The organism is Rossellomorea vietnamensis (genome assembly GCF_001305855.1).
Lineage (GTDB): Bacteria > Bacillota > Bacilli > Bacillales > Bacillaceae_B > Rossellomorea > Rossellomorea vietnamensis_A.
In genome coordinates this window covers 31,631-47,944 of the sequence record NZ_LIXZ01000015.1, presented here as the reverse complement: position 1 = coordinate 47,944, position 16,314 = coordinate 31,631, and the positions used below count along the sequence as shown (strand labels likewise).

The following is a 16,314-nucleotide window of genomic DNA, read 5'->3' as shown; positions in this document are numbered from 1 at the left end:
ATGAATGGGAGGAACCAACATGACCAATAAAATATCTTTTATCCGATCAACGCACTTAGCCCATGTTGATTATGCCTACGCATCACTAGTACCTTCAGACATGGACCTCCTTTTTTTAGCCGGAGCCTGTCCTCTGAATGAAGAAGGGGAAGTACCTCATCCACAGGATTACGAACTCCAAGCCAAGCTGTGTGTGGAGAATATGAAGGAAGTTCTGAAAGAGAGCGGTGCCTCCTTGAAGGACGTCGTCTACACCCGTGTCCTTGTAGCGTCTCATGATCAGTCCGATTTAGTGACGGCTTGGGAGGCGATAAGAAAAGAGTTTGGGGATCACGACGTTCCCAGTACATTATCTGGAGTGACGGTGCTCGGATACACACATCAATTGGTGGAAATCGAGGCGGTTGCTGCAATAAGGACCGTATAAAACCAGAGGGACAGGTCCCGCGGCTCATTTTGAGACTCCGTGCCACGGTACCTGTCCCTCTGTTGCATTTGAAAGGGGAAACGGATGTATGTTAACACGACCTGAGTTCAACCAGGAAAAAATCATCGGTGCATTAAAAGAATATTTTAATATAGATGCGAAAGAAGTAACGTTTCTGCCCATCGGACATGATCCGAAAGCGGCAGTCTATCGTGTAGCAGGATGGAGTGGAGAAGTCTATTTTCTGAAAATGGTCCACGGTTCCTTTGATGACACGGGAATCAGAATCATTCATTTCCTCTCCACTCAAGGGATCGACGCGGTCATACCGCCGATCCAGACATCTAGTCATGAGCTGGCGGTGCATCATGAAGGATACCACTGTATACTCTCGCCATTCGTAGACGGACGAACGGGTTTCGAATCGCCGTTAAGCGAGCAACAGTCGATTCGTTTTGGGCAGATCCTGAAATCCATTCATTCTGCAGGGATACCTCGTGAACTTCAACACCAGTTGAGTCAAGAAGATTTCTCCGGTCCTTGGTGTGGGAAAGTCAGGGAACTCGACCGGGAGATGGATTCAGACCTGTCCCGTGACGGAGTGGCACAGAAGCTCATCGATTTTTGGAAAAGAAAGCGTAGGGACATCCTGACACTGGTGGAGCGGACCGAGGAGCTTGGACAAGGGCTGCAGGATCGTGATAAAAGTGGGTTTGTACTGTGCCACGGGGATATCCATCCCGGGAATGTGATGATCGATGAGGATTCAAAACTTTTCATCGTCGATTGGGACGATCCAGTTATGGCCCCTGTTGAAAGGGATTTGATGTTCCCGGGTGTGGGCTTGGGATTGTGCTTCAAGGATGAACTTCCAGAGCATATTGATCTTTTCTACAAGGGTTATGGAGAAGTGGAAGTGGATCCGGTCCTTCTCGCTTATTACCGGAATGAGCGGGTTGTGGCGGATATCGCTTCATATGGCATGCAGTTATTGGATGAAGAAGGGAATGTTGAAGACCGGGAGAATGGTTTGCGGTTGCTGAAGGGGCAGTTTGAAGTGGGGTATGAGGTGGAGGTTGCGGGGAGGACGTATGAGGAGATGGATGGGAGAAGGTAAGGTGGCGGGTATCATCTAAACGAATGTTTGCAGAGATTAAAAGAGAGACAGGTCTCCCGGCTCTAAATGAGCCAAGAAACCTGTCCCTTTGGTAAAAAAGGAAGCACGAGAACCGTCCCCATGCTTACGTCTTCGGAAACGTAAATCCTTCCCCGAATACATCCCGCACATCATGAACGACCACAAATGCTTTCTCGTCGATCTGCTGGATCATTTTCTTGAGGAGGAAGAGCTCCTGCTTGTTGATGACGACGTATAAGATATCTTTCGACGCTTTGGAATAGTGACCTCTTGCGTTGATGAGGGTGACGCCGCGATCCATTTTGGCGCTGACTTTCTCGGCGATGGCATCGGTATCCTGGGAGATGATCGTGACCGCCTTCCGTGTATCGAATCCATCGATCAGGTAATCGAGGATCTTCGTGCTGATATAGATGGAAATTCCGGTGTACATCGTGTTTTCAATTCCGATGACGAACATGGAACTGAGGACGACAATGATGTCGAACACGAACATACTCGTACTGACGCCCCATCCGAATCGCTGGTTCAGCATGCGGGCCACAATCGTGGATCCACCCGTCGTCCCGCCTGAACGCAGGACAAGGCCGAGTCCGATCCCGATGAACACCCCGGCAAATACGGTACCGAGCATGATGTCGACCGAGTCCCCCATTCCTTCCGTCAATTGAATGAAGAGGGAGGTAAAGAAGATGGCAAGCATGGTGTACCATGTTACCCGTTTATTTAAAACCTTATATCCGATGGCGAGCAGAACCCCGTTCATGGCGAAGTTCGTGATACCCGGCGACCAATCGAATACATAGTAAAGGATCATCGAAATCCCCGTCACGCCGCCTTCCCCAAGCTCATTCGGAATCGCGAACAAATTGACCCCAAGGGCGAAGAATAAGGAGCCGATAATAATCAGTGTGATTTCTTTCGTTGTTGAATTCATATGCTCACTCCGTTCTTGATTGATACTAGGATACTATAGCATATGGGGGACCGGGGGGACAGGTCCGTTGGGTGGTTTTTGATAGGTGGATTATGGATGGTTGGAAATGCTTCTGAAGAAACAGACAGTCAGTGTTTCTTCAGAAGAACAAGCCGTCTCCATGCTGCGCTTTATGTAAGAGGGTATTATGTTGTAAATACAACAAAAACCTAGTATATTGAAACTATACTTAGATGACTGCATTTACATTAAAGGACGTGCTGAGGAGGTTATGTATGACAGGGATTCTTCGTGAAATCGGCATGATTGCAAGGGCACTGGATTCAATTAGTAATATTGAATTCAAGGAATATGACCTGACAAAGGGGCAGTATTTGTACCTTGTGCGCATATGTGAAAACCCGGGCATCATTCAGGAAAAGGTAGCCGAGATGATCAAGGTGGACCGGACGACTGCAGCTCGAGCGATTAAGAAACTCGAGATCAATGGTTTTATTGAAAAGAAAGAAGACAAAGAGAATAAGAAAATTAAAAAGCTGTTCCCAACCGAGAAAGGGAAGACGGTCTATCCTTTTATCAAAAGGGAAAATGATCATTCAAATTCTGTGGCACTGGAGGGATTTTCCGAAAGCGAAGCCGAAATTCTGGTCGATCTCCTTGAAAGGGCCAGAAAAAATATTGAAAAAGACTGGGAATATGTGAAAAAGGGAAACAAGAGGCAGTATTGATGAGGGAGACGCTTATGACGATCAGATTGAAAAAATGTACTCTTGAAGATGCACACACACTTCAAGAAATCAGTTATGATACATTCAATGAGACCTTTAAGAATCAAAATTCACCGGAAAATATGAAAGCTTATTTAGAAAAGGCGTTTACCGTGGAACAAGTAGAAACCGAATTATCCCATCGTTCTTCACAATTCTATTTGGTTTACGTTCACGACGACGTCGCCGGATATTTAAAGATCAATACCGGTGATGCCCAGTCGGAAGAGATGGGGGATGAATCACTGGAAATCGAGAGGATCTATATTAAGAGCACTTTCCAGAAACATGGTCTCGGCAAATATCTGCTGAATAAAGCAGAGGAAATGGTCAGGGAACAACACCTGAAAACCATCTGGCTTGGGGTATGGGAAAAGAATGAAAACGCCATTGCCTTTTATAAGAAAATGGGGTTTGTCGAGACGGGAGCCCATTCTTTTTATATGGGGGATGAGGAACAGACGGATTTGATTTTGACCAAAGAGGTGATTCATTATGTATACACCAAAGGACTTTAAGATCACGGATGAATCGGTGGCGCTTAGGGTCATCGAAGAGCACAGCTTTGCGACCCTTTTCTCCCAACACGACGGGAAACCGGTTGCCACGCACTTACCGCTGTTGTTAAACAAAGAAAATACGTATTTATACGGACACTTTGCACGTCCCAATCCTCAGTGGAAAGAGATCGAACAGCAAACCGTCCTGGTCGTTTTCCACGGTCCTCATTGTTATATCTCCCCATCATGGTACGAGTCGGATCAAACGGTTCCGACCTGGAACTATGTGTCGGTCCATGTGTACGGGGAAGTCGAGCTGATAAAGGACGAAAATGAGCTCGTTGATTCTCTGGACGAATTGGTATCAACCTTCGAAGCCCCCGGCAGTTCCTACAGCCTGGGGGATTTGGACCCTGCATTGCTCACCGGCATGAGCAGGGGCGTTCAAGGGTTCAAAATCAAGATCAACCAGATTGAAGGCAAAGCGAAACTAAGTCAAAATCATTCCACTGAAAGGCAAGAGCGGGTCATTCATCAACTTGAGCAGAAACCAACCACCGATGAGCAGCAGATCGCTTCTTGGATGAAGGGGAATTTGAAGTAGGGGAGGTTAGCTTATAGACGTAGCTGGCACCCTCTATTAAGACCCCGTTCAGTCTGAATTTGACTGTTTCATAGATTTATCATCCATATTTAATAGAAAAAGAGGATATATCCTAACCAAAGCCAGGTGAACCGGCTATGCTGTCCACCTGGCTTTGGTACGTTTATAACAAGCCACGTCCTCACCTTCAAAAAACTCCTCCCCAGTCAACCGTGATTTCCATTTATTAACCATTCCGTCACAATCCCTTGTCTATTAAGAAAAAACGGTAAATAACCCTATACATCCTACAAAGGATACCTTACATTTAAGATGATAATTCCATAAAAGGGTATATATGGATTTTGGTTGGATAAAGGAGGAAGACCATGGACACTCAACTGATCATCTCACTCGTTATCCTGATTGTACTGGCGGACATCGGTGCCATTATTCTTTTTATAAAATATAGAAGAGGCCACATGGAGGAAAATCCCTTGGTCACGATTTTAAAGAAAGAAGCGATCGTCTTCTACTATGCCCTGTTCAGATGGAAGGTGAAGCCGAGTGAAGGAACGTATGCTTATCATAAAGGCTCCAACTATTTCTGGCTGTTCATCGCGCTTCTTCATGAACAGGTGATCGAAGCGTTCGCGTTTCATTACTATTTAAAAGACGTGGATCCACTCCGGGCGGATATCCTTGTCGTACTGCATGTCTACAGCATTCTTTATATGCTCGGGGACTATAATCTTGTCCGGAACTCTCCGATTGCGTTCAAGGAAAACCAGGTAGAGATGAAAATCGGAGTGCGGAGGTCTCTTTGTTTTAACATAGAGGATGTTTCGGCCATACAGCCGGCCAGAACCCAATATGCAAAAAGCGGGGGCATCATCCACGAGAAAAATGTGTTTCATGTCGCCATGCTGCCTAGGGTGTTCACCCGCGTCTTCGGGATGATCGATGAGTTGAGGTATGAAATCATCTTCAAGGAACCGATAGAGGCGAGAGGGTGTTTCGGGCAGAGGAAATTGGTGAAGAAGGCGTTGATTTATATGGAGGATGCGGAGCCATTTATTCAGGATCTCCGTGCAAAAGTGCAGAACAGAGCTGCAGTCGACGAGGATTTTCAGGGAGTAATCATAAAATAGACTTGTCTCTACATATTAAAAACAACCGGCTCCCGCCGGTTGTCCCTCACTCATTAACTCTTCTGCGCATTCATTGCTTCCATTTCTTCCTTACTCGGACCATACACACCAGGCACTTTCAAACCAGCCTGACGCATGAGAACCGTTAACTGTCCACGGTGATGAGCCTGATGTTGAATCAATAAGCGGAATACGGCTTGGACCGGCATTTCCATTCCAAAGAGATTCACCATTTCGTTCATCTTCTCATCAGATACCTGCTCAGAAACGGCTTCTACCAGACGGTCGCTGACGAGCTTATACGTTTCGCTGATTTCTGCAGCGGATGTCGGTGCTTCTTTGCGAAGATCCGGTACTTCGAATGTGATGCCAACCTGAGCCGGGAAGTAGTATGTAGCTCCCGTGATGTGCCAGGCGACGCTTCCGATGCTGTACAGGTCAGGTGCCACCTCTTGTTTCAGTGACTCGTCTGTCAGTGCGTCCATTACCTTTTGGGTGACTGCGGCTTCTTGTTTCCATTCTTGTAGGAAATCATTTTTGGATGTGAACATGGTATTCCCTCCTGAATTTTAAATGATACTTTCCTTTTCATTGTATCATGGGAAGATGAAATGAGGCTTCTTTGAAGCGCTGGCTTTGAAGCGAGGGGAAGGTTTTCGTGCTTCTTTTTTATGCTTAGGGGAAGCATCAGAACCGTCCCCCTGCACACTCTACTTCAATGGTAACTCAACCTCATACTCCTTCATCTCACTCTCAAAGTCATCTTCGGCTCCCTGATGCCCGTTGAATTCCATCTTGATCCACTCGATGTCTTCGGCGTGGCCACGTTCAAGGTACCAGATGATATTGCCTTCCTTGATGACGCCTTTGTCGATCTCACCGCCGATGCTGTCTGAGACCCACATGTCCGGCATGTCAATTTGTTCACCGGTGCTGGTGACGAGGACGGCCTGATCCGGGTAGAAGGTGAACTTGCCTTCCGTTGTATTCTCCATTTTGAACTTCACACCGACGGCCGACGATTTAGCGTTCTCGTCTTCCATGGTAGGGGCTTTATCGCTCACGACAACCTTCTGGATTTCCATCTTCAAGCCGTTGTAATCATCGGACCATGTGGCGTCATTGTAATACGTCCAAATATCTTTTTCCTGGGCTTTTTTCTCTGCTTTTTCTTCGGACGCACCCGTCGTCTTGGCCTCGGCTTTTTGCGTATCATTCTTGTCAAGTTCCTCGACAGCCGCATCCCCACCACAACCTGCAAGCATCATGACTAGGGCACCAGCCATTAGAAAACTCATCTTTTTCATAAAAATATTCCTCCTTATAAGATTTAAATGTAAAACACTTCCTTGTAATTTATTGTAAATGGTTACCTTTATGAATTTTTGGTAAGGGGAAGGTTCTATTTTAAATTCCCGTTTGAATATATGTTTCATATGAAAAAATTGGTATAATGGCGTAATCGACATTTTTAACCAGCCAGGGTGTCCGTCCCTCTGGTTCAAAAAGGAGTGATACATTGACTAAAATAAAGGAAATTGGACGTTTTTGTCCCATGGATGCGAATGGTTATCTCATCAATGATTCAAGAGTAGAGAAGATCGGACCTGTTTTTCTAAAGGTGGTGGAAGAGGTAATCGTATGGTATCAAACTCATTTGAAAGAGGACTTGCACAGCATCTACATTAGAGGGTCCGTCCCTCGTGGATTGGAGATTGAGGGGGTGTCCGATTTGGATACGATCGCCATTACAAATAGGAGGATCAAGGATTTAGACCTGAATTGGGTAGAGAAGGCGGAGCAAGAGGTGAACAAAAGGTTTCCGTGTATAAATGGAGTGGAATTCAGTTTTTACGAAAAGGAAGATATTTTAAACACCGAAGCCTTTTCCATCATGCCTTTCATGATTAAAACGCACAGTGTCTGTGTGTATGGGGAAGATGTGAAGGCGCATCTACCTGATTATAAAGCAGATACAAGTCTTGGGAACGAACACCTTGTGAATGTAGCGAAACAGATCGAACTGGCAAAAGAAGATCTTAATGGAAATGACGACCGGGAGGATATAGCGGACTGCTGCGTGTGGATCATGAAAATCATCGTCCGGGCTGGGTTAGCGCTGGTCATAAATGAAGAAAAAACGTATACCAGAGATTTATATCCGGCCTATAAGCTATTTTCCAAGCACTACCCCGAAAAAGAATCCGAAATGAAGCAAGCAGTGGAATATGCGATTAACCCGGTTGACGATCCAATTGAAATCTTGGATTTCTTAGGTCGGATGGGTGAGTGGATGATTCAGGAATCTGAGAGGTGGCTGGAGGTCCATAACCCCAGGAAGGCAAGGAATTTAAAGTGTTAAAAGAGAGGGGACGTACATATGCGTCAAGAAGCAGCGGTGAGAAAAGTACTTGAAAGCCTAAAAAAAGACCCAAGCGTCCGGAGCGTATTCCTCAAGGGATCCATGGGACGGAAAGAACACGATGAACATTCCGATATCGACCTGTACTGTTTAGTGGAGGAAGGGGAAGAAAAGGAATTCCTGACCCGCCGTCTCGATCATTTGAAAGCGTACAAGGACCTCATCTTTCACGATGACATCTTCATCATCGCGCCGCAGATCATCGCCATCTATGAAGATTGGCTGCACATCGATCTGTTCACGGTGACGGAGAAGACTATACAGGAGAAGGATTTCTTTACGGTGTTATACGATCCTGACAATCTGATGGGGAAATATGAATCTAGCCAAAACCTCACCGTTACAAAAGAGCAGTTCACCGATAACGTCCTCGACTCCGCCTGGTTTCTGTTTCAGTATCAGAAAGCAGCAGCGAGAGGGAATGATACGTGGGCAGTGGAAATGCTGCGGCACTCGATGAGATGCGTGACGATCATTCTGCTTTCGCGGTACGCGAAGGAGCGGGCTGTGCTTGGATTGAAGACGATTCACAGGGATTTGCCACAAGAACGACAAGATCGTGTGGTGGAGATTTATGAGGCGATGACACCGTCACATCATGGGGAAGCGGTACGGAAGATTGCGAGTCTGTTAGAAAGTGAGTTTGAATGGATTAGGGAAGAGCTTGGTGAAGGAGAAGTCGTTTCATTTATGAGGTTGATGGTTGGGAAAGTGTTGGAGGGGTAAAGAAGCGCGGGGACGGTTCTCGTGCTTCTTTTTTACGTCGAGGGGAAGCAGCAGAACCGTCCCCTTGCTTCCTCATGGATTAACAATCTCAATCTTTTTCCCCTTATGAATATCTTCAGTACCAGCTTCCAAAGCGGTCTTATAATAGCTGCATTTATGGTCGATGACTTCCATGGTTTGCTGGAGTTCTTTGATCTTTGCTTCTACGGAGGCTTTTCTTTCGAGGAACATGTCATAACGGTGTTGCAGGGTGGCGTCTCCTTCAGCACACCAGTCGATGAAGTGCTTGATCTCCTTGATAGGCATGCCGGTGGATTTCAGGCACTCGATGATGTGTAATGCGGAGATATCCGATTCTTTAAATCGTCGGGTGCCGTTTTCTGTTCGCTCGACAAAAGGCATGAGGCCTTCCTTGTCGTAGTATCGCAGGGTATAGATGGAGAGATTCAGTTCTTTCGCCACTTCTCCAATGGAATAAGTCTTCATATTTGTGCTCCTTTTTCCGTCATCTAGACGTCGAGATAACTCTATGGTTGTGGAAAAATCGTAGCACGGTTATCACTAGCTGTCAAAACAGATTCAGGGAGGGTTATCTCTTGACCTAGAGTTAACTATAGGGTTTACCATTGGTTTAACAAGAGTTCATTCTCTCTTGAAAGCTACTATTACAGGAGGTTTTTATTCATGGTAATTGCTAAAGCACGAGCTGTAGACGGTCCTGATAAATCGTTCAGAAAGGCTGAAATCGAGCGGCGCGATCTGGATGTGCATGATGTTCTGATTGAAATCAAGTATGCGGGTATCTGTCACTCTGATATCCATACGGCACACGGTGAATGGGGAGAAGTGAAGTATCCACTCGTTCCCGGTCACGAGATTGCGGGAATCGTTACGGAAGTCGGTTCCGAGGTTACGAAATACAAAGCCGGCGACCGGGTCGGGGTAGGATGCATGGTTGATTCATGCGGCGAATGCAAGAACTGCCGTGAAGGGGAAGAGCAGTACTGCCTGAAAGGAAATGTACCTACATATGCAGGTGTGGATAAGTATGGTGAGCCGACTCAAGGCGGATATTCCACTCACATCGTCGTAACGGAAGATTTCGTCCTTCGCATTCCTGATAATATCGAGCTTGACGCTGCGGCACCTTTGTTGTGTGCAGGGATTACGACGTTTTCTCCATTGAACCATTGGAATGCTGGCCCAGGGAAAAAGGTAGCTGTTGTCGGCATGGGTGGACTCGGTCATATGGCGGTCAAGATCGCTCACGCCATGGGAGCTGAAGTATCGGTTCTTTCACGTACGTTAAATAAAAAAGAAGATGGATTAGAATTCGGTGCGGAAGGCTATTATGCTACTACCGAGCCGGAGACGTTCGAGAAGCTTGCTGGTACATTCGATCTGATCATTAACACGGTAAGTGCCAAGATTGATATCAGTGCGTACTTATCCCTGTTGACGCTTGATGGCGCGATGGTGAATGTAGGAGCACCTGCTGAGCCACTCGAAGTCAATGTATTCTCATTGATCGGCCACCGCCGCTCATTTGCCGGCTCCATGATCGGAGGCATCCGCGAGACCCAGGAAATGCTTGATTTCTGCGGGGAACATGGAATCGTGCCTTCGATCGAAGTGATTTCCGCCGATTACATCGATGAAGCGTACGAACGGGTATTGGGTTCTGATGTGAAGTATCGATTTGTGATTGATACGAGCACGATATAAAATTTAGGCAGGTGTCTGGAACATGAATATGGACGAATTCCTGGCGTTTTGTAGAGAAGGCAACCCCATTTCGGGTGAAGATAAAGAATTGCATGGCCTTCTGACTCAATGCAGTTACGAAGCTCAAAGGATCACGATGGAGTTGAATAACTCCTATCACTCCAAGGAAGAAATCGTTGAGATCTTCAGCGAATTGACCTGCACCCATGTGGATCCGTCGTTCATGTGCTTCCCGCCATTTTATACGGACTTTGGAAAGAACATCAACATTGGGAAGAACGTGTTCTTCAACACAGGGTGTTCCTTTCAGGACAGAGGCGGAATCCACATCGGAGACGGTTCACTGATCGGCATGAATGTCACGATTGCCACACTGAATCATGGATTGCCACTGGAGACGCGAAACACCACATTCGCGTCACCGGTGACATTAGGGAAGAACGTTTGGCTCGGATCAAATGCCACCATCCTGCCCGGCGTCACCATCGGGGACAATTCCATCATCGCGGCAGGAGCGGTCGTCACGAAGGACATTCCTGAAAATGTGGTAGTTGCAGGAGTGCCTGCGAAAATCGTGAAAGGGATTGATGAGTGAAGAAGCAAGGGGACGGTTCCCTTGCTTCTTTTTTTTATTTTGAAGAAGCATCAGAACCGTCCCCATGCTTCATCTAATTCATACTTCTGACGAAGGTGATGACGGAAGTGCATTCCAACGAGTTCAAACCACTCCTGGGCATTCAGCCATCCAAAGCCTCCATGTTCCTGTTTGTAGTTCGGGTTGATTTCATCCACTTTCTTTTTCAATTCTGTCATTCGTTCCATTAGTTGATCAAGCTCTTGCATCATATCCTCTTTCGTTTTTGTGTTATCCGGGGGAGCATTGAGTTCGGGCGGTAAGTGGATTTTAATTGGCGGGAATCCACCAATGTTAAATAAATATTCACCAAACTCTGTTTTTCCCTGCGTTTGCTCTCCATCAGCTATCGCACAAGCTTCGACACTGTCCAGATACTCATGAGCCACGACAATTAGATGGTCATACATTTGACCGATCGACCAGACCCCATGCTCAGGTATATACCTTAGTTGCTCCGGAGAATATGATTGTAAAAAGCTTTTGTATGTTTCAATCAATTTAAGGTCATTCACGTTCCTTTCTCCTTCCTGAAGAAATGCACCGAATTGTAATAAGGGTATTATTTTTCCTCTTCCCACTCTTGGTGTCAATCATCCACTCCTTAAAATAGTGTGAAAAGGATTACGGATAACTCACTTATCATTCTTAAAATAATGCACAGGACGAATCTCTATCCGCCATCCGAACTCTTCTCCTATATTCAATTGCGTGGTCGGATGAATAGAGGCAAGCTCGATCGCTTCATCCATGTTCTCTGCTTCAAAAATGAATATGCTGCCTATCATCTCTTTTGTTTCTGTAAACGGGCCGTCTGTTACCATGACCTTCCCGTCCACACGGCGCAGGTTTTTGATTTCTGACTCGAGACCTGCATCAAGAAGCACTTTCCCACTTTCATAAAATTTCTCCGTGTGGGGCTGGCATTCCTCCATCACAGCCTCAATCTCAGCACTTGGACGTGCATCCATTTTTTCAGAGTTGAAATAGCCCATACATAAAAAGATCATCTTTATCTCTCCTAGGTCATTCGATTTTTTTGCGCATAAATATTTTGTAAAATTCTAATAATTTAATCTTACCATAATTGATCTTCATCAAGAGGAAGCAGCAGAACCGTCCCCATGCTTCTTACTTTCGTTTTCCTGTGGTGAGTGAGATAATTTGGTCAATGACAAAACTGAAGGAGGAGTTATGAATGAAGAAAGTCATGAATGAACCGGAAGATTTGGTCGTGGAGATGTGCAATGGGATGGCCATGGCTCATCCGGAGCTTGAGTTTATGAAAAAGTATAAGGTGATGAAGAAAAAGGATTTGAATGAGAATAAGGTAACGTTGATCAGCGGCGGTGGAAGTGGACATGAGCCTGCACATGCGGGACTCGTTGGGAAAGGGATGTTAGATGCTGCCGTGTGCGGTGACGTGTTTGCATCGCCTTCACAGATCCAGGTTTATCAGGCAATCAAAGCGACGGCCGGTAAAAAGGGAGCCCTGCTCGTCATAAAGAATTACAGCGGAGATATCATGAACTTTAAAAATGCCGCACACATGGCGTCAGAAGATGGCATCCCGGTTGAGTATGTCAAAGTGGATGATGATATTGCCGTGGAAGACAGCCTTTATACAGTGGGACGCCGCGGTGTCGCGGGGACGGTGTTGGTACATAAAATTGCGGGAGCGGCTGCTGAAGAAGGCAGAAGCTTGCTGGAAGTGAAAGCCGTGGCAGAGAAAGCCGCCGAGAATGTCCGCAGCATCGGCTTCGCTCTGACATCCTGTACGGTGCCAGCCAGTGGATCTCCGACGTTCAAATTGGATGACGACGAAATCGAATATGGCGTCGGGATTCACGGTGAGCCGGGGACAAGACGGGAAAAAATGGCGTCTGCAGACGAACTGGCTGAGCGGATGGTAAACGACCTGCTGAAGGATCTGAAAATTGAGGATGGTAATTCTTCAGAGCTTGCGATTCTAGTCAACGGCTTTGGTGGTACTCCGCTACAGGAACTATACCTGTTCAACAATTCCATCACCAGGATCTTGGCGGATAAAAAAATCCAGATTAACCGTGCTTTTGTCGGCAATTACATGACAAGCATCGATATGGCAGGCGTTTCCCTGACCGTGATGAAGCTTGATGAAGAGCTGAAAACATTGCTATCCAGTGAGAGCACTGCGCCTGCATTCAGAGTGGACGGACCGGTACCGGGTGTGGAGTACATCGATCTCGAGGAAGATGAGGAAGAGAAACCAGTATCATTCGAAGTGGAGACACCTGTAGAACACGCTGTGATTAAAAACGATAAAGCAACACTCGGAAACATGATTTATCTCGTGGATAAAATGAGCGACACGATCATCAAGAATGAAGTGCCATTCTGCGAATTGGATTCCCATGCCGGAGACGGTGATTTCGGGATGAGCGTATCGAAAGGCTTCAAGCAATTGAAGCGGGAGTGGAAAGACATCCTAGGCCAGGAAAACCTGACAATCGGCAGCTTCCTGGATGCAAGCTCCATGGTCATCATGGAATACTGCGGAGGTGCTTCCGGTCCGATCTGGGGATCCGCATTCCGGGCTGCTGGAAAAGCAGCGCAGGATCGAACGGAATTGACCGTGAAAGAATTCGCGGATATGCTGCAGGCGGCTGTGAAAGGAATCCAGGATACAGGCGAGAGATCCTTCGGCAGAGGAGCAGAGGTCGGGGACAAAACCCTCGTAGATGCACTCGTTCCATGTGCAGACTCCTGGTCACAAAGTGCCGCAGACGGAGACGACTTCAAGACCGCATTCCAAAAAGGAGCGGATGCCGCAGTAGAAGGTGCCGAGAAAACGAAAGATATCGTTGCTCGGATGGGACGTGCCGGTACTGTTGGGGAACGAAGCCTTGGACATCCGGATGCGGGTGCCTATGCGCTTGGGGTAATATTTACAGAGTTATCGGAGAGCTTAAGGTAAAGAAAGAAGCAAGGGGGCTCCCCTTGCTTCTTTTCTTCTAGATGTGGGAAGCAGCAGAACCGTCCCCCTGCTTCCTTACTCCGGAAGTAACACTTCATCAATCACATGAATGACACCATTGGAAGCCTGGATATCAGCTTTCACTACGTTGGCGTTGTTGACACGAACAGGGTTCAGCTTGATATCAACTGTCTTGTTGGCCAGTGTCTCTGCCTTTTGACCGTCTTTCAGATCTGTAGACATAACTTTACCTGAAAGGACATGATAGAGAAGGATCTGCTTTAGATCTTCTCTAGCGAGTAGTTCTTCAGCTGTGATACCTAATTTCTTTAGAAGTTTTTCAAATGCAGCATCCGTCGGCGCGAATACCGTGTACGGCCCCTCACCTTTCAGTGTCTCCACAAGTCCTGCCTTTTCTAGAGCAGCTGCAAGGGTTTTGAACTGACCGGCTTCCACAGCCGTATCAACGATATCCTTCGTGGCCGGTGTTCCGCCTTCATTGGCCGATACTCCGTTCGAAAGAGTCAGGAACGCCATAAATACAACCATCATCAAAGCAAATGTTTTGTTTTTCATGATTCTACCTCCTTTTTTATGTAAACATCTGTTTACTCAGAAAGTAGTATGTGCTGGTTTAGCAGGATTATCCATTCCTTTTTTTCGGAAGCAGGGGAACCGTTTCTAAGACAAAAGAGTTCCATTAACGAAACTTTCCATATCAGTAAAACGTATACATATTAATAAAATGGAAAAAACGTTGGACTTACGGAGGGATTTGAAATGGAATTCACTATATTTCTAGCTGTTATCGGTTTGTACGTATTGATCTCCCTATTGATCGTACCTATGCAATATCGCTTCTTGATCGCTTTAAAGGCTGAAGAGGAAAAGAACCGGCTGATAGGAAAGAAACAGGGAGAGATGTATGATGCCATGAATGCGGGAGAGTTGAGCCTGCATGGGAATATGCAGGGGAACCCGTTATTCTTTTTGGCCAATGTCCTTGCATCTGTTTTATACCGTTTGAAGCATAGATAAGAAGCACGGGAGGGTTTCCTGTGCTTCCTTTTTTAGTGAGTTGGAAGCGGGAGAACCGTCCCCATGCTTCCAATAGCAACAAACTATAGGAAAAGAGCCTTTATGATAAATCCAGAAACATAAACCTTTAGCGTAATACAATGATAAAGGTTTGAGGGGATCAGGCAATGATTGTTATGACTTACGAAAGTATGGATGAATAATGTTGCTCAATATTTTCATAGCACTGAATTTTTTACTTGTGACAAAGCTTTCAATTAATTCATTCCTCATTGATTTTGTTAATAGATCAAGCTTCTTATTATCGAACTTTTCTATAGTTCTTCGCAGGGTAAGAGAATCATGGTAGCCCTTGGATAATGGTTGAATCAGCTTTTCATAATCGCCCATTCCGACAATATCATAGGCGGCATAAATTCCGGTCATCATCGATTCAAATTGCCCAAATCCAAACAAAGGTGTAATAGCCCCCCAGCAGTTGCCAACAAAGAAGGTATTCCCTATTCTCGGGGTTTGAATTTTTCCGATTCGATAATCTTTAATTGAAAATTCGCTAATCACTTTGAAGTCTTGATCCAGTCTCCTGTGGCATTCTGTCAAACACTTTTCCCAAAGCTCCTCTTTAACCAGCATCTCATTTTCGGGATATTGGGGATAGACTAATACAAGAGAGGCTTCCGAATCAGAATATGGCAGTACATAAGCCATGCCTTTCGGTGCAAAATGGTTATTATAGAACGTGTAGGCCTCGGTTTGATTAAAATTACCTTCAATTGCTGCCCCTTTAAAAGTAGCTTTGAAAGCCACATTATAGGGTTGAATTTTTTTAGTATCTAATGCGTCACCTGTCGCAAGAACCACATGCGTGTACTCTTTGGAGATATCTTTATAGGATACATTTTTATTGAATTGAATTTCTCCTTTTAACTGGTTAGCAAGTTGCTTCTCATATGATTCTTGATGCTTCCCCCGCATATTTGTAAATCCCAGGTGCCCGTCTAAAAAAGAGTGCTCGTTCTCAGAATAAATGTGTAGTTTTTGAATATTGGTCGTAGGTTTAAGGTGAATATCATGGGATTCAGATAAATATTTTACTACATCCGGAAAAGGAGAGTGAAAGATAGAAAACATGGCTTCTGCAATAACAAAACGATCCCCCACCATCGCTCTTCTTTCAAAGATATCCGCTTGATACCCATATTTCTCCAAGGTCAAAGCACAGGAAAGACCGGCCAACCCAGCACCGATAATCGCGATTTTCATAAGCTCACTCCTCTTGGTTTCATTCTCCTAGTACTAGTATAGGAAAA

At 45.8% G+C, this 16,314-nt stretch carries 20 protein-coding genes; 12 read left to right on the top strand and 8 right to left on the bottom strand.

What is annotated here, in order from left to right:
- Positions 1 to 19 precede the first annotated feature (19 nt).
- Both AM506_RS16415 and AM506_RS16410 read left to right on the top strand, forming a co-directional pair.
- Positions 20 to 427 (top strand): RidA family protein, encoded by a 408-nt coding sequence (locus tag AM506_RS16415; protein WP_060673560.1) that lies wholly within the window; start codon positions 20 to 22, stop codon positions 425 to 427.
- An 88-nt stretch (positions 428 to 515) separates the two neighbouring features.
- Positions 516 to 1,544 (top strand): phosphotransferase, encoded by a 1,029-nt coding sequence (locus AM506_RS16410; protein ID WP_060673559.1) that lies wholly within the window; start codon positions 516 to 518, stop codon positions 1,542 to 1,544.
- Between the two features lie 124 nt (positions 1,545 to 1,668).
- On the opposite strand, the gene AM506_RS16405 is transcribed toward AM506_RS16410, so the two are convergent.
- The gene (locus AM506_RS16405; RefSeq protein ID WP_060673558.1) at positions 1,669 to 2,502 is read right to left on the bottom strand and encodes a YitT family protein; all 834 of its coding nucleotides are present in this window, start codon (positions 2,500 to 2,502) and stop codon (positions 1,669 to 1,671) included.
- Between the two features lie 275 nt (positions 2,503 to 2,777).
- Between AM506_RS16405 and AM506_RS16400 the strand changes: the two genes are divergently transcribed.
- The 4 genes from AM506_RS16400 to AM506_RS16385 all read left to right on the top strand — a co-directional run bounded on the left by AM506_RS16400 (position 2,778) and on the right by AM506_RS16385 (position 5,503).
- Positions 2,778 to 3,230 carry a MarR family winged helix-turn-helix transcriptional regulator gene (locus AM506_RS16400; RefSeq protein WP_060673557.1) on the top strand — a complete coding sequence of 151 codons (453 nt, stop codon included), beginning with the start codon at positions 2,778 to 2,780 and terminating at the stop codon, positions 3,228 to 3,230.
- A 14-nt stretch (positions 3,231 to 3,244) separates the two neighbouring features.
- On the top strand, positions 3,245 to 3,787 hold the full coding sequence (locus AM506_RS16395) for a GNAT family N-acetyltransferase (RefSeq protein ID WP_060673664.1): 543 nt from the start codon (positions 3,245 to 3,247) through the stop codon (positions 3,785 to 3,787).
- Complete coding sequence (locus AM506_RS16390) at positions 3,765 to 4,373, top strand: FMN-binding negative transcriptional regulator (protein WP_060673556.1); 609 nt, start codon at positions 3,765 to 3,767, stop codon at positions 4,371 to 4,373. The genes AM506_RS16395 and AM506_RS16390 overlap by 23 nt, the downstream gene beginning before the upstream one ends.
- Before the next feature lie 368 nt (positions 4,374 to 4,741).
- Positions 4,742 to 5,503, top strand: a complete 762-nt coding sequence (locus AM506_RS16385) for a hypothetical protein (RefSeq protein WP_060673555.1) — start codon at positions 4,742 to 4,744, stop codon at positions 5,501 to 5,503.
- A 53-nt stretch (positions 5,504 to 5,556) separates the two neighbouring features.
- On the opposite strand, the gene AM506_RS16380 is transcribed toward AM506_RS16385, so the two are convergent.
- Positions 5,557 to 6,054: a DinB family protein gene (locus AM506_RS16380; protein ID WP_060673554.1), complete on the bottom strand. Its 498-nt coding sequence runs from the start codon at positions 6,052 to 6,054 to the stop codon at positions 5,557 to 5,559.
- A gap of 159 nt (positions 6,055 to 6,213) precedes the next feature.
- Positions 6,214 to 6,810: a hypothetical protein gene (locus AM506_RS16375; protein ID WP_060673553.1), complete on the bottom strand. Its 597-nt coding sequence runs from the start codon at positions 6,808 to 6,810 to the stop codon at positions 6,214 to 6,216.
- Between the two features lie 212 nt (positions 6,811 to 7,022).
- On the opposite strand from AM506_RS16375, the gene AM506_RS16370 reads away from it, so the two are divergent.
- Both AM506_RS16370 and AM506_RS16365 read left to right on the top strand, forming a co-directional pair.
- On the top strand, positions 7,023 to 7,865 hold the full coding sequence (locus AM506_RS16370; RefSeq protein WP_060673552.1) for a hypothetical protein: 843 nt from the start codon (positions 7,023 to 7,025) through the stop codon (positions 7,863 to 7,865).
- A gap of 18 nt (positions 7,866 to 7,883) precedes the next feature.
- Positions 7,884 to 8,651 (top strand): nucleotidyltransferase domain-containing protein, encoded by a 768-nt coding sequence (locus tag AM506_RS16365; RefSeq protein ID WP_060673551.1) that lies wholly within the window; start codon positions 7,884 to 7,886, stop codon positions 8,649 to 8,651.
- A gap of 72 nt (positions 8,652 to 8,723) precedes the next feature.
- Here AM506_RS16365 and AM506_RS16360 read toward each other — a convergent pair whose 3' ends face one another.
- Positions 8,724 to 9,137, bottom strand: coding sequence for a MerR family transcriptional regulator (locus AM506_RS16360; RefSeq protein WP_060673550.1), 414 nt, complete (start codon positions 9,135 to 9,137; stop codon positions 8,724 to 8,726).
- Positions 9,138 to 9,335: 198 nt separating this feature from the next.
- Between AM506_RS16360 and AM506_RS16355 the strand changes: the two genes are divergently transcribed.
- Together AM506_RS16355 and AM506_RS16350 are read left to right on the top strand one after the other, a co-directional pair.
- Positions 9,336 to 10,376 carry an NAD(P)-dependent alcohol dehydrogenase gene (locus AM506_RS16355; RefSeq protein ID WP_060673549.1) on the top strand — a complete coding sequence of 347 codons (1,041 nt, stop codon included), beginning with the start codon at positions 9,336 to 9,338 and terminating at the stop codon, positions 10,374 to 10,376.
- Positions 10,377 to 10,398: 22 nt separating this feature from the next.
- Entirely contained in the window at positions 10,399 to 10,971 is a 573-nt protein-coding gene (locus AM506_RS16350; protein WP_060673548.1) for a sugar O-acetyltransferase, read from the top strand.
- A 50-nt stretch (positions 10,972 to 11,021) separates the two neighbouring features.
- On the opposite strand, the gene AM506_RS16345 is transcribed toward AM506_RS16350, so the two are convergent.
- Both AM506_RS16345 and AM506_RS16340 read right to left on the bottom strand, forming a co-directional pair.
- Positions 11,022 to 11,525 carry a DinB family protein gene (locus AM506_RS16345; RefSeq protein ID WP_060673663.1) on the bottom strand — a complete coding sequence of 168 codons (504 nt, stop codon included), beginning with the start codon at positions 11,523 to 11,525 and terminating at the stop codon, positions 11,022 to 11,024.
- A gap of 120 nt (positions 11,526 to 11,645) precedes the next feature.
- On the bottom strand, positions 11,646 to 12,020 hold the full coding sequence (locus AM506_RS16340; protein WP_060673547.1) for a YciI family protein: 375 nt from the start codon (positions 12,018 to 12,020) through the stop codon (positions 11,646 to 11,648).
- Between the two features lie 188 nt (positions 12,021 to 12,208).
- On the opposite strand from AM506_RS16340, the gene dhaK reads away from it, so the two are divergent.
- On the top strand, positions 12,209 to 13,966 hold the full coding sequence (gene dhaK, locus AM506_RS22260; protein WP_082386409.1) for a dihydroxyacetone kinase subunit DhaK: 1,758 nt from the start codon (positions 12,209 to 12,211) through the stop codon (positions 13,964 to 13,966).
- Between the two features lie 75 nt (positions 13,967 to 14,041).
- Here the strand turns inward: dhaK and AM506_RS16330 are convergent, their stop codons facing one another.
- Positions 14,042 to 14,542: a fasciclin domain-containing protein gene (locus AM506_RS16330; protein ID WP_082386408.1), complete on the bottom strand. Its 501-nt coding sequence runs from the start codon at positions 14,540 to 14,542 to the stop codon at positions 14,042 to 14,044.
- Positions 14,543 to 14,746: 204 nt separating this feature from the next.
- Here AM506_RS16330 and AM506_RS16325 point away from each other — a divergent pair, with 204 nt between their 5' ends.
- Entirely contained in the window at positions 14,747 to 15,004 is a 258-nt protein-coding gene (locus AM506_RS16325) for a DUF3949 domain-containing protein (RefSeq protein ID WP_060673546.1), read from the top strand.
- A gap of 174 nt (positions 15,005 to 15,178) precedes the next feature.
- On the opposite strand, the gene AM506_RS16320 is transcribed toward AM506_RS16325, so the two are convergent.
- Positions 15,179 to 16,267, bottom strand: a complete 1,089-nt coding sequence (locus AM506_RS16320; protein ID WP_060673545.1) for an FAD-dependent oxidoreductase — start codon at positions 16,265 to 16,267, stop codon at positions 15,179 to 15,181.
- Positions 16,268 to 16,314 lie beyond the last annotated feature (47 nt).

Coding starts and splice junctions, on each gene's coding strand:
- AM506_RS16415 (WP_060673560.1), top strand. CDS start 20: ATGACCAATAAAATATCTTTTATCCGATCAACGCACTTAGCCCATGTT.
- AM506_RS16410 (WP_060673559.1), top strand. CDS start 516: ATGTTAACACGACCTGAGTTCAACCAGGAAAAAATCATCGGTGCATTA.
- AM506_RS16405 (WP_060673558.1), bottom strand. CDS start 2,502: ATGAATTCAACAACGAAAGAAATCACACTGATTATTATCGGCTCCTTA.
- AM506_RS16400 (WP_060673557.1), top strand. CDS start 2,778: ATGACAGGGATTCTTCGTGAAATCGGCATGATTGCAAGGGCACTGGAT.
- AM506_RS16395 (WP_060673664.1), top strand. CDS start 3,245: ATGACGATCAGATTGAAAAAATGTACTCTTGAAGATGCACACACACTT.
- AM506_RS16390 (WP_060673556.1), top strand. CDS start 3,765: ATGTATACACCAAAGGACTTTAAGATCACGGATGAATCGGTGGCGCTT.
- AM506_RS16385 (WP_060673555.1), top strand. CDS start 4,742: ATGGACACTCAACTGATCATCTCACTCGTTATCCTGATTGTACTGGCG.
- AM506_RS16380 (WP_060673554.1), bottom strand. CDS start 6,054: ATGTTCACATCCAAAAATGATTTCCTACAAGAATGGAAACAAGAAGCC.
- AM506_RS16375 (WP_060673553.1), bottom strand. CDS start 6,810: ATGAAAAAGATGAGTTTTCTAATGGCTGGTGCCCTAGTCATGATGCTT.
- AM506_RS16365 (WP_060673551.1), top strand. CDS start 7,884: ATGCGTCAAGAAGCAGCGGTGAGAAAAGTACTTGAAAGCCTAAAAAAA.
- AM506_RS16360 (WP_060673550.1), bottom strand. CDS start 9,137: ATGAAGACTTATTCCATTGGAGAAGTGGCGAAAGAACTGAATCTCTCC.
- AM506_RS16355 (WP_060673549.1), top strand. CDS start 9,336: ATGGTAATTGCTAAAGCACGAGCTGTAGACGGTCCTGATAAATCGTTC.
- AM506_RS16350 (WP_060673548.1), top strand. CDS start 10,399: ATGAATATGGACGAATTCCTGGCGTTTTGTAGAGAAGGCAACCCCATT.
- AM506_RS16340 (WP_060673547.1), bottom strand. CDS start 12,020: ATGATCTTTTTATGTATGGGCTATTTCAACTCTGAAAAAATGGATGCA.
- dhaK (WP_082386409.1), top strand. CDS start 12,209: ATGAAGAAAGTCATGAATGAACCGGAAGATTTGGTCGTGGAGATGTGC.
- AM506_RS16330 (WP_082386408.1), bottom strand. CDS start 14,542: ATGAAAAACAAAACATTTGCTTTGATGATGGTTGTATTTATGGCGTTC.
- AM506_RS16325 (WP_060673546.1), top strand. CDS start 14,747: ATGGAATTCACTATATTTCTAGCTGTTATCGGTTTGTACGTATTGATC.
- AM506_RS16320 (WP_060673545.1), bottom strand. CDS start 16,267: ATGAAAATCGCGATTATCGGTGCTGGGTTGGCCGGTCTTTCCTGTGCT.